The organism is Niabella pedocola (assembly GCF_021044425.1).
GTDB lineage: Bacteria > Bacteroidota > Bacteroidia > Chitinophagales > Chitinophagaceae > Niabella > Niabella pedocola.
In genome coordinates this window covers 1884392-1896812 of the sequence record NZ_JAJNEC010000005.1, presented here as the reverse complement: position 1 = coordinate 1896812, position 12421 = coordinate 1884392, and the positions used below count along the sequence as shown (strand labels likewise).

Annotated in this window: 9 protein-coding genes; 2 read left to right on the top strand and 7 right to left on the bottom strand. The window is 47.9% G+C overall.

What is annotated here, in order from left to right:
• Positions 1-45: 45 nt before the first annotated feature.
• Positions 46-2445, bottom strand: coding sequence for an alpha/beta hydrolase family protein (locus LQ567_RS15400; protein ID WP_231005455.1), 2400 nt, complete (start codon positions 2443-2445; stop codon positions 46-48).
• Positions 2446-3403: 958 nt separating this feature from the next.
• Complete coding sequence (locus LQ567_RS15395) at positions 3404-3949, bottom strand: hypothetical protein (protein ID WP_231005454.1); 546 nt, start codon at positions 3947-3949, stop codon at positions 3404-3406.
• 289 nt (positions 3950-4238) lie between these two features.
• Between LQ567_RS15395 and LQ567_RS15390 the strand changes: the two genes are divergently transcribed.
• Together LQ567_RS15390 and LQ567_RS15385 are read left to right on the top strand one after the other, a co-directional pair.
• Entirely contained in the window at positions 4239-4454 is a 216-nt protein-coding gene (locus tag LQ567_RS15390; protein ID WP_231005452.1) for a helix-turn-helix transcriptional regulator, read from the top strand.
• Positions 4455-4677: 223 nt separating this feature from the next.
• Positions 4678-6093 carry an MBL fold metallo-hydrolase gene (locus tag LQ567_RS15385; RefSeq protein WP_231005451.1) on the top strand — a complete coding sequence of 472 codons (1416 nt, stop codon included), beginning with the start codon at positions 4678-4680 and terminating at the stop codon, positions 6091-6093.
• A gap of 16 nt (positions 6094-6109) precedes the next feature.
• Here LQ567_RS15385 and LQ567_RS15380 read toward each other — a convergent pair whose 3' ends face one another.
• The 5 genes from LQ567_RS15380 to LQ567_RS15360 form a co-directional block, all read right to left on the bottom strand.
• Complete coding sequence (locus LQ567_RS15380; protein ID WP_231005449.1) at positions 6110-6514, bottom strand: GxxExxY protein; 405 nt, start codon at positions 6512-6514, stop codon at positions 6110-6112.
• 164 nt (positions 6515-6678) lie between these two features.
• The gene (locus LQ567_RS15375; protein ID WP_231005447.1) at positions 6679-8460 is read right to left on the bottom strand and encodes an ABC transporter ATP-binding protein; all 1782 of its coding nucleotides are present in this window, start codon (positions 8458-8460) and stop codon (positions 6679-6681) included.
• A gap of 4 nt (positions 8461-8464) precedes the next feature.
• Positions 8465-10213: an ABC transporter ATP-binding protein gene (locus LQ567_RS15370; RefSeq protein WP_231005445.1), complete on the bottom strand. Its 1749-nt coding sequence runs from the start codon at positions 10211-10213 to the stop codon at positions 8465-8467.
• Between the two features lie 232 nt (positions 10214-10445).
• Positions 10446-11465, bottom strand: a complete 1020-nt coding sequence (locus tag LQ567_RS15365) for an ABC transporter permease (RefSeq protein ID WP_231005443.1) — start codon at positions 11463-11465, stop codon at positions 10446-10448.
• Positions 11413-12420, bottom strand: coding sequence for an ABC transporter ATP-binding protein (locus tag LQ567_RS15360; protein ID WP_231005441.1), 1008 nt, complete (start codon positions 12418-12420; stop codon positions 11413-11415). Before LQ567_RS15360 ends, LQ567_RS15365 begins: the two co-directional genes overlap by 53 nt.
• Position 12421: the final 1 nt, after the last annotated feature.

The window sequence follows — 12421 nt, the reverse complement described above, 5'->3', positions numbered from 1 at the left end:
CGGAACTGCTGATGCCACCTGCACTACAGCCGACAGCCCCAAAAATTATTCCCCTTTTTTTACATATTTCTCTAACCACTGGTACTCCTCCCAAAGCAGGTGCAGGAGGTTTTCTTTGCCGGCATAGCCGTGCGACTCGAAGGGTAATTGCACAAAACGCACTGTGCCTCCATGCCCCTTAACGGCATTGAAGAGCCGCTCGCTCTGGATGGGGAAGGTGCCGGGATTATTATCCGCCTCGCCGTGGATGAGTAACAGCGGCGTTTTTATTTTATCTGCATAGCTGAAGGGGCTCATACGGTTGTACACCTGCGGCGCCTGCCAGTACGTGCGCTCTTCGTTTTGAAATCCGAACGGGGTAAGGGTCCGGTTGTAGGCGCCGCTGCGCGCAATGCCTGCTTTAAACAGGCGGGTATGTGCCAGTAAATTGGCCGTCATAAATGCACCATAACTATGGCCTGCAACGGCCACGCGGGTACTGTCTCCAATGCCCATGGAGGCAATTTTATCAATGGCTGCTTTGGCGTTCCACTCCAACTGCTCCACAAAATTGTCGTTGGGATACTTGCTGCCCTCACCCACAATGGGAAACTCGGCATTGTCCATAACCGCATAGCCTTCCAGCGCAAAGAATACAAAGCTGCCGTAGTTGATCTGTGTGAACGTGTTCTTGCTGCCGCGCACCTGGGCTGCATCGGAAGCCTGTTTGTACTCCCGCGGGTAGGCCACAATGACTACCGGCAGTTTGCCGTCCTTTGCCGGATCGTAGTTTTTTGACACATATACATTGGCGGTAAGCTGGATGCCGTCCTTTCGGGTATAGGTAACTTTTTCTTTTTTAAGATCACGCAGTTCCGGCTGAGGGTCGGGGAAGCTGGTGAGCGGGGTTTGTTTTTTACCGTTTATAATAAAGTAGTTGGGCGGCTGGGTATTGCTCTGGCGGCTGGTTACAAAGGCCAGGCTTTTTTGCTGCGCCAGCAATTTAACCGGTACTTCATAATACGGGTCTTTTGCCTGCCATAGCTTTTCCTTTTTCGAGGATATGAAATCGAAGGTGCCCACAAATGGATAATCACCTTTGGGTGAAGCGCCCTGTCCGTTCATGATGAATTTTGTTTTCTGGTAGATGAGCGGTACCAGCCGGCCGTATTCATTCCTGACGGTGAAGGGTGTACCGGGATCGTTATAGGCATCATTGGTACTGCGGTCGTCGAGGGTGATAAGCTTTTGGGTAGACAGGTCCAGTCGTTGCCAGATGCGTTTTTGCTGGGCAAAGGAGCCCTGGGTCACGAGCGCCATCTCTTTATTAACAAAGCTGACATTGTACATCCGCATGGGCGTGGCCACCACGGGTTTCGGGCTGGCGGTAAACGGTGCGCCGAGGGTTACATACTGATCGTGATTGGGCACATTGTGTTTAATAAAACCACTATCCAGCGGCTCAATCCAGCCCAGTGTGGCGGGTTGGGTGGCGATCCAGCTATGAGCTCTTGGGGCGTTCAGCACATTATCAAAACCGCTGGGCGCAAGTTCCGAAGAGGGGATCTTTGCAATGGTTTTTACCGGTGTACCTTTCGTATCCCACACTTCAATGATGGATGCAAAACCATAAGAAGGCACCAGGTAGGAAAGATCGCCGGCAAGGCGCTCCACCAGTAAATAATTTTTATCGGGCGAAAGCTGGATGGAGGCATAAAGGTCCGGCTTGCCGATGGGCGTTTCCACACCGCCGTTGTTGAGCAGGAGTTGCGATGTAGCAAAAAAGCGGAACAGGGCTTCGTCGTATTTGTTTTTAATCAGATCCTGGTAAGTACGGGAAGCGGCCACTTTGCCCAGGTTCTGCTGGATGACCGGTCCGTCCGGCGCGGCAGGCTTTTGCGGCAGGGCCGAGGGAGTGGCCGTGGTTGCCTGGTAGAGCAGCTGATCATTATCCCACCAGCTGAAATCGTTGCCGGTAGCGGTGTTGAGTGGCGTGCGGTTTATTTTAACGGCCTGCGCGGTTTTTACGTCTACCATATAAAGATCCATGGCCGTACGCGTTTCCTGGAGGAAGGCGAGTTTATTACCCGCGCGGTTCCAGGATATGGAGGAAGCTCTTAAGGGCTCGGGCAGTCCGCTGATGACGGTTTCTTTACCGGTGGTTACATTTTTTAACGTGAGCCCGGTGTAGTAGCTGCCCCTGCTGGGACTGAAATTGGCGGGGTTGATGCGTAGCCCGGCGATCCGGAGCTCCGGTTGGGCCAGGTCTTCCACTGTAGGCCCGGCGCTGCGCTGCATAAGCACCATCCAGGAACCATCGTCGTTAAAGCTGACACCGGGATTAAAGGTGGCGAGTAATAATTTTTCAATAATGGCGGGCGGCTTTTGGTAGGTGCTGCCCTCCTGGGCCAGAACACCGGTTAAAAAGCAAAGCAGGGCAAGGGCAAGGAACAGACTACGTTTCATGTTTGAAGATTTGGTATTTCTTCTGCCGAATGTAGTGAAAATTGAGGGAATGGGGTGCTATGCCACAGCGGCACAGATTGCTGGGGCGCGGTTGTAAGCAGGGAGCTGCTTTTGGGGATAATGACATTTTTCATAAGCAATGGCGTGCCGCAGATGCGCAGATTGTTGGCGTCCCGTACGTTGAGGAGCCGGGGCCTTGGAGAGCAGCCCCCATTTATTTAGGACAATGTTATTGGTATAAATTCTTTAATACGTGTAATAGCTGTAAGCAGCATTCTTGATACGTAGATGTTTTTGCGGGCGCGTGTTATGGATGGTATGGCCGCAGATGCGCAGATTTTGGGATAAAACGGCGTGTAGGGATAGGCAATAGCGGCGGCAGTTTGGTGTTATCGCAGATACACAGATTTTAGGGTGGTGGATGCAGGCAGGGATGTGGTTACTTTTTAGAGAAATGTTTTTACCGGTGACGGCCTGCCGCAGATGCACAGATTTTGGGATAGGATGGCGCGTAGGGAAACATGCAATAGCGACGGCAGTTTTGTGTTGTCACGGATGCACAGATTTTTTGATGGCTCGTAGGGGCACAAGCTATGGGGATGCAGGGAAATACACTTGTGCAGTTAAAGGACGGGAATTTGCAGTAAACCGGGATGTAAGGGGGCCTAACAGGTTGAACGCTTATATTATACCAGTAAGCTCAACAGCACATAAACAAATAAAACGATGGTTGCCACTGTGCCGCAGATGAAAAAACCGGCTAAGAACTCCATATACCCGATTTTTTTGTGCTTTAAGGGGATTTCGTGTTTAAGGGACATATGCTTTGTTTTATTTCAGCCATAAAGTTCGCATAGCAAACAGGCTAATCAAAGCGTAAAAGCACGGTTTTTTATAGGGTTTTTACGGTAGTGCCATTTAACGATCAGCAGTCAGCCATCAGCTTTTGGCAAACATCCTATGGCTGGATACTACCAGCCGACAGCGGATCGCCGTTTTCTATAATGCGCTGATGCTCCATTGCCTGCTCCAATCGCTCAATGGTACATGCTGGTAAAATCGGGTGGTTGCGGGGACGCCGCCGGGGTTTTTGATACCATTTATCAAACCAGCGATGTTGATACGCATCCCTCCAGATTACATGGGATTGGATCTGTTCTTCGTCATTACTATCCGGTAATAATAATTTTACATCATTCATTTCAGTAAATATCTGGTACAATTCCTTCCGGGTATAATATTGCTGACCGTAACCATTTGCCAGAAAATAATATTTAAGGTGCTTGTGGGCGATCTTCCATTCCTCCCGGCCGTTACATTGGCCGCTCAGCGCCGCCATAAAATCCTCGAGTATCTTTTGAGGTGGTATTTCTATGATCCCGCATAGCAGCAGGAATTTGTAGGGAAGTATAAAGCTGAAACGGGCAAACCGCTCATACTGTCCGGTCTGCCATTCCATAAATGGCGCGTGGTAGTTTTGCGCAGATGGTTTTGTTGTACGCATGGTAGTGTTTTTAGGATGCTATTCAAAACAGGGATTGTTTTCGGTTTAATAAAGAAATCATATCCTGGCCGTGAGCGTAAGCAGGCCCGTATACTACCCACTTTCAAAAAAGAGCGGATCTTTCATAGAAAATTTGATTGTGTTATCAAAAGTAACAGTAATTTCCGAAAAACAGCATTTTATTTCTGTAAATTTAAATTTTAGTTCTTTTTATGGAAATTTATGGTTCAATATTGATCATTTGAGGTTTCTTATATTGCCAACTAAATGGTGTAATCCACAATTAACTATGGCAAAAAAACGCATACTGAACCGGATAAAGAGCGTGTTGGCAGATAAAGGGCGAACCAATCTGTGGCTGGCCGAACAACTGGACAAAAACAAAAGCACCGTTTCAAAATGGTGTACCAATGATCAGCAACCTACACTGGATACATTATTTGATATAGCTGAGGTGCTCGAAGTGAATGTATCTGAGTTATTGGTAGTGGCAGCAAAATCATAATCCACACCTGCAGGTCCGGAACGGGTATTGTTTTTATTCGGATCCCGTCCCGCAAAAAGCAGAATTACACCCTTATCCGCATCAATCATTTTTAAAGATAGCCGGTCTCGGGAATTGGGAAAACCGTTCCCTGCAAAACCCTTTGCCTGTTTATCTGTTAATCAATAAGGGTGAAGAATGAGTTCATTATAAATAACGATCTTTGCTGTTTAAAACAGTGTGTATGAAAGTAGAGCAGATCTATACCGGATGCCTCGCCCAGGGGGCCTATTACATTTCTTCAAAAGGTGAAGCGGCGATTATTGATCCCCTGCGGGAAGTGCAGCCGTATATCGACCGGGCGGCAAAGGACGGCGTAACGATCAAATACATTTTCGAGACACATTTTCACGCAGATTTTGTAAGCGGCCACATTGATCTTGCGGCTAAAACCGGTGCCCGGATCGTTTTGGGCCCAACAGATGCGCATTTGGGATACGACGCACATATTGCGCAGGACGGCGCGCTGTTTAAAATAGGCGATGCCACAATAAAAGTACTGCACACACCCGGACATACACTGGAAAGTACGGTGTATTTACTGCTGGATGAAACGGGGAAAGAAACCGCTATTTTTACTGGGGATACCCTGTTTATCGGGGATGTGGGCCGGCCGGACCTGGCACAGAAAATTGCAGGGGATCTTACCAAAGAAAAGCTGGCGGGTTTGCTGTTTGATTCGCTGCGCAATAAAATAATGCCGCTGCCGGATGACCTGATCGTTTACCCGGCGCATGGTGCGGGAAGCGCCTGTGGCAAAAATATGAGCCGCGAAACTTCGGATACCCTGGGGCATCAGAAAAAAGTGAACTACGCATTGAATCCTGAGCTGACCCGGGAACAATTTATTACGGCGGTTACAGACGGTTTAACAGAACCGCCCCAATATTTCCCCAAGAATGTATTGATGAATATTGAGGGTTACGATAGTATCAACGAGGTGCTGGAGCGGGGCAATCATGCCCTGGATCCGGATGCTTTTGAAGAGGCTGCCAACCATACAGGCGCAATCATGCTCGATACCCGCGCACCCCAGGATTTTGCAAAAGCGTTTATTCCCAATTCGATCAATATCGGTATCGACGGCAGTTTTGCCGTTTGGGTAGGTACCCTGATCCCCGATCTGAAACAGGAAATTCTGATTATTGCCGACGAAGGGCGCGAAGCCGAAGTAGTGACCCGCCTGGCGCGTGTAGGATATGATTATGCCATCGGTTACCTGAAAGGAGGCATCGGCGCCTGGAAAAAGGCCGGTAAGGAAACGGACCAGATCGAAAGTATTACCCCGGAAGCGCTGGCGGCAGTAGCACAACCGCATATCCTGGACGTGCGTAAAGAAAGTGAATACCAGGCGGAACATATTGACGGTGCCGCAAATATGCCGCTCGATTATATCAATAACCATATTGCGGACATCGACCGGAATAACCCGGTGTATGTGCATTGTGCCGGCGGATACCGCTCCATGATCTTTGCTTCTATTTTAAAAGCACGTGGATTTGATCAGGTGATTGATGTACAAGGTGGTTTTAAGGCCATCAAAGATTCCGGTAAGTTTAAGGTTACGGAATTTGTTTGTCCTACGTCAACGAATAAATGAGGCCGTTTACGGTGCGTTATTCGGGCAATGCTTTGAAGTATTCATTTACAAGAGGCCTCATGGTTTTTGTAATATTGTCTGTATAAAAGTTGATAAGCAGGCCCTGTGGCTTTTGTAATAACTTCATATAGGTAAGCAGTTGCGCTTCATGAACCGGTAATAAACACTCCACTGCTTTTAGTTCTACTACCACACAGTCATTCACCAACAGATCCAGGCGGAGATCGGCATCAATTGCAATATTCTGATACATGACTGGCACCAAAACCTGTCGCACAACACCATAATGACTCCGGGAAAGCTCATATTCCAGGCATTTTTGATAAACACTTTCCAATAAACCCGGCCCTAATTCTTTATGTACTTTAATGGCATATCCGGTAATTTCATAGGAGAGCTGTGTTACTTGTTTCTTTGTCATAGGTTTTTTTATTTATCAGTGAGGTGTATATATAAACCATTAAGACATTAAGGACCATTAAGTAACTGCATCATATAGCTTAACTTCTTAATGGTTCAAAAAAGAAAGTGTTTCAATGATTCTTTCATAAAGATACATTAGTTCTGATTAATATATTTTAGTTTTTAACTGGCCCGTTTATGCTGCAGCAGCATATCCATTGCATGCTCCAGGGTTCCTGCGGGAATTACCTCCCCGGCGTTGACAAAGAAAATTTCATCCGCATTTTCGATCGTATTTAGCCGGTGCGCAATAATGATCTTTGTGGTGGTTGCGGGCAACCGTTCTAATATTTCTTCAAGGATCTTTTCGGTAACGGTATCGATGTTGGCGGTGGCCTCATCCAGCACCACGATCTGGGGTTTGCGCAATACGGCTCGTATAAAAGCAATGAGTTGTTTTTGGCCCAGGCTGACGGAGTCCGAAGTGGTAACCAGCTGCGTGCTCAAACCGGCATCAAACCGCGAAAGAAGATCGCTTAAGCCGGTATCGCTGATGGCCTGCAGCAGCTGCTCGTCATTCAGCTGGCGCAGTTCCGCGTTGCCATACAGAATGTTTTCCCGGAGCGTGCCGGTAAATAAAAACGGCTCCTGCAAAATAAACCCGATCTCCCGCGTACGCTCTTCTGGAGTATAGGTACGGATATCCTGTCCGTTCAACAGTACCAATCCTTCCGTAGGATCATATAACCGTGCGATCAGTGCCGCCGTAGTACTTTTACCGCCACCGGTGGGTCCCACCAGCGCGTAGGTCTTCCCGCGCTGCAGGTTAAAGTTAATATCGTGCAATACGCTTTTACCATCCGGGTAACTGAAGGATACGTGCTGAAATGTCAATACGTTACCCGATGTAGACATAGCCGTATCTGTTTTACTTAATACCGGCAGGTTCGATTGGCGGGAAAGGATCACGGAGATGCGGTCCCAGGCCGCCAGCGCCGTTTGAAAACTGGCCCACAATGCTGCCAGCTCACGCAACGGCCGGTAAAAATATTGCACATAACTCATAAAGCTGATCAGCAATCCTAATGTGAACTGTCCCTCAATAATCAGGTAAATTCCAAAACCCAGCACGATCAGTTGTGCCAGGTTAGAAAAGAAGCCAAATACGGGCGTAAACAAATTATTGGCGATACCCGCTGTTATGGATGTTTTGTAGTTGATGTCGTTAGCCTTTGAAAAACGGGCCCGGAAGTAATCGCGCCGGTTAAACGCAATAATGGTTTTAAAATTGTGAAGTCCTTCCTGTATGTTGGCACTAAGATCCCCGTTTGCTTTTAAGCTGATGGCATTCTTTTTCTTCACCCAGGGAGAAACAACCAATGCAAACAGCAGGATAAAAACAGCCGGGATCAATGATGCGGCACCCAGTTCCCAGTGAATGGACAGTACAAATACCGCTACCCCGATCATCGAAAAGATACTATCCATAAACCGCATCAGCGATTGGGAAAAGAACTGGTTCACCGTATCTGTATCGTTATTGATGCGCGAGATCAGGTCTCCGGAACGGTTGCTATTAAAGAACGCAACCGGCAATTGCTGCAGTTTATTAAACACTTCATTCCGCAGGGTATACAGCATACGCTGTCCAACGCCGCCCATCAGCTTGGCCTGCAGGTATTCCGTACCGGCCCAAACAATATAGATGCCCAGCAGGAGCGCACTGTACTGCATTAAAAGGCCATATTGTTTTTTAAGGATAAAATGATCTACAATATAACCAATCAGGTAGGGCGTAAGCATGGTAAGACCGGCATTCAGCATCATTACAAAAAAGGCAATCCCTAGATTCCTTTTTTCCCCCTTCATAAACCGGAACATCTTACGCAATGCCGCACCGGCCGGGCTTTTCTGCTCCCGGTTCAGGTTGTAATCTGTTTGATGGTTGCCGTTTTGTTCCTGCATATTGTTAGGCTTCTGTAGTTTGATAATTGTTCAGGCTTTGCTGACTCTGTAAGATCTGGTTGTATTCGGGATTGGATTGTAGTAGTTCTTCATGGGTACCTTTGGCCACCAGTTCACCTTCCATTAATAAAATGATCTGCTCATAATCCTTTACCGGCTCCAGGTTCTGGGTAATGGAAACGATTGTAATGCCCGGGTAGTTTGCCGCTACATTTTTCCAGATCCGCTGTTCGGTGGTACGGTCTACCCGTGCCGTAAACTCATCCAGCAATAAAATTTTCGGATTGCCGGCCAATGCCCGCGCCAGCATGATGCGTTGCTTCTGTCCCCCGGATAAGCTAAGTCCCCGCTCAGACACTTCTGTATCCAGTCCGTTAGGAAGCGATGCCACAAAATCGGAAAGTTCTGCGGTCTGTACGGCTTTTTGCAGGGCGGCTTCCGAAACATCGGCATTAAAGGCAATATTCTCCCTCAGGCTCATATTAAAGATGATAGCATCCTGGAATACCAGTCCGATCTGGCGCAATAATACTTCCTGGTTATATGTTGCTATAGGAACATTATCATAATAAATAGTTCCATGCTGGGGTTTGATCAATGTGGTTAACGCATAAAACAATTGCGTTTTACCGGCGGCAGTAGGCCCGATGATGGCGGTACGGGATCCTGGTTTTACATAAAAGGAAACCGCATCCAATGCTTTTTTTTCGCCAAATGCCACGGTAAGTTCCTTCACTTCAATAGCACCTTCCAGTTGCTTTTCAAAATCGCCCCCTTCTTCGGTATCCTGCGCCGTAAGCACCTGGTGAATACGGGCATAAGAAGCCGAAGCCCTTGCAATCAGGTTGCTCATAAACCCGATGAGCAAGATGGGAAAGATCAGGATGGCGATGTAGCTGTTAAACGCCGCAAATGCGCCCATGGTCATTGAACCGGTAATGGCAAAGCGGCCGCCGATGACCACTACCGCCAATACCGCCAGGTTGGCCGTAAACACAATAATGGGGATGAGCGTGGCAAATAACCGGAGGATGGACAATCCCAGGTTCCGGGCTTCACCGCTGGCCTCCATAAATTTATTGTATTCCTGAAACTGTGCATTGAGCACCCGGATCAGTGCTGCGCCCAGTATCGATTCATTAATGGTCTTATTGAGCTTATCGATCACCTCCTGCGAACGTTTGAAAAGCGATTTTACTTTTTTAAATACCAGCATAAAGGTGAGGCCAATGATGGGGATCACGCCGAGCACGATGAGGCCCAGCTTCCAGTTGATGCTAAGTAAAAGGATGGCGGTACCCACGATGAGCACGATGGAGGAAATGATATTGACAATGGCCTGTGAAACAAAAGTCTTAACCGCGTTTACATCAGAGGTAATATTGGTCAGCAGTTTATCCGGGCTTGTTTCCTGGATAAAGGCATGTGTTTGACGGGATATTTTCCCGGCCAGTTGCTCCCGCAGGTCCCGGGCCACTTTTTCCGAGGCATAGGTTTGAACGAGACTTTGCAAATAGGTAAGCACCAGGATCAGCACGGAAGCACCGGTGAAATAAAGTATCAGCCGCTGCAGCTGAAACCGGTTTTGGGAAAAATCATCGATGGCCGATTGGACCAGTTTAGGAATGACGAGGCTCAATCCATTACTAAACAAAGCCAGCAATAATAATACGATGATAAGCCCTTTATAGGGCTTTAACATGGCAAACATATTGGGCTTTGCTGCTTTACGGGCGTTTGTTCTTTCCTGCATGATATACTTTATACACGATGAGTGGCCATTGCCGGGTCGGAATTTCTGTTATGGAAGACGCACCACGTGCCGTTTTACTTTAAAATTTTTTACGAGGCCATATTGCCTCCGGTCCATAAAGCGTACCCAGACTACGAAATTAGAGATAATGGCACAGAAACATCGCTGCAATGGATATAAAATCGCTGCGAACTGAAGAATGTCGTTCTTTCCCGGAGTATATCTACAGCGATCAGTTCCGTATTTCTCTTCTCATAAAGCGATGATATGCCAGGGCAAAACATACCAGGGTAGCCGCCAGCAAGCCGCATAGCTGGGGCCATACGATCATAATACTTTCCCGCAGCGAAAGTGGAGTAGGGATTGCTCCTGCCATTTGCTCCATCGACAACGGTCCCAGGCTTCGCACCGAAGGCATCAACAGCGTAGTTGTACCATCTGCATAAAGCTGGCTGGGTGCCATTCTCAGGAACGTGGTAATGGTACTGTTATAACCCGCCACCTCATCCGGCGAAAGAAGGGCCGGATCCGGTAGTGCCGCCTTGATCACCAGGCTCATGACCATCTGGTAAAAAATAGTGAAGAATAACCAGATCCCGATGGCCGTTAATGCAGACGTGGCTGCCTGTTTAAAAACGACCGAAAGCAAAATAGACAGGTTGAGCCAGAAGCCCACATACACAATGGTAAGTACAATAAAACAAAGGATGCGCAAAAACTCCTGTGGCTCCATGTGTACGCCGGTAATAATCAATCCGCCGCCGATCATCAGCAAGGCCAATGACAAAAACAGTACACTGATCACAACAAGGGCACCCGTGAACTTGGCCAGCAGTAAATTATCCCGGTACACTGGCTGGGCCAGCAAGCGGATCAGGGTGCCGTTATTCTGCTCCGCGTTGATAGCGTCAAATCCAAGTCCAATGCCCAACAGCGGCCCCAGGAAGCCTACAAAGATGTGAAAGGGCGGCAGACTATTATCTGTGATTGTTAGCAGTTTGAGGTATAGGAACAACCGGTCGGGGTCTTCCGTATTTCCTACCGCTCTGGAAATATTGGATAAGGATACGTACATCGAACCCAAAAAGGTCAGCAACATAATAGCCAGTAATATAATGAATCGCCAGCTGCGGATATGGTCGGCCACTTCCTTCCGGACCATCACTGAAAATGGCTGTTCACCCACCGGTTTTTTCCGGCTACTTACGTTTCCTGAAAAAAGACCTTTGAAATAAACCGCTGGATTTTTCACTGGAACTGTTTTCATTTAAATTGGTTTCAAAATAACGTTCATAAATTTCATCTAAACCATAGGTCCGTCGTTGTACACCTGTAATGTCCATGCCTTTTTGTACAAGAAAACGTACCAGCTCGGGTGTGATGTCGGTATCTCCGGATATTTGCAGCAGCTGATCGTTTATATGCACTTTTTTCACCGTATCTATTGCTAACAGATCGGTTTTCAATGTGTCGGGTGCCACATTTTTAACCGCTATTTCCACAACAAAAGGTTCGCTGGAAAACAGGTTACCGGCCAGTGCGTCAATATTGCCTTCCGCCAATAGTTTTCCGCCAACGAAAATGCCCACCCGGTCGCAGACCTGCTGTACCTGGTGCAGGTGATGGGAAGACAACAAAACCGTAAGCCCCTGTTGCCGGCTCAGCTGCTTTATAAGTGTAAGAAAATCTTTTACCCCGCTGGGATCGATGCCCAGGGTGGGCTCATCCAGGATGATCACTTCCGGGCGCTTGATCAATACATCTGCCAGGCCCAGCCGTTGTTTCATTCCCCGGGAAAAGGTGGCGGCCCGTTTGTTCAGGGCTCCGGCCAGGCCCACTTCTTCCAGTGTATCCCGGGCACGTTCTTTTACCTCGTGCTCCGGAATGCCATTCAGGCGCCCGATATATACCAGGTTCTCCAGGGCTGTCATGTTGTTATAAAAGCCTACATTGTCTGGCATATAACCCACTTTCCGCTTTACCGGTATGGGATCTCTTGTAGCGTTAAAACCACATACCGTTGCCGTACCGGAAGTAGGTTCTGTAAGACCCAGCATCATAAGGATCGTAGTGGATTTGCCGGCGCCATTGGGGCCCAGTAGCCCGAAGATTTCTCCTTTATGAATAGCCAGGTCCAGGTTATCGACTGCCCGAAGTGAGCGGTAACATTTTGTTAACCCCTTCAGTTCAATGATCGGAGCTTCCATA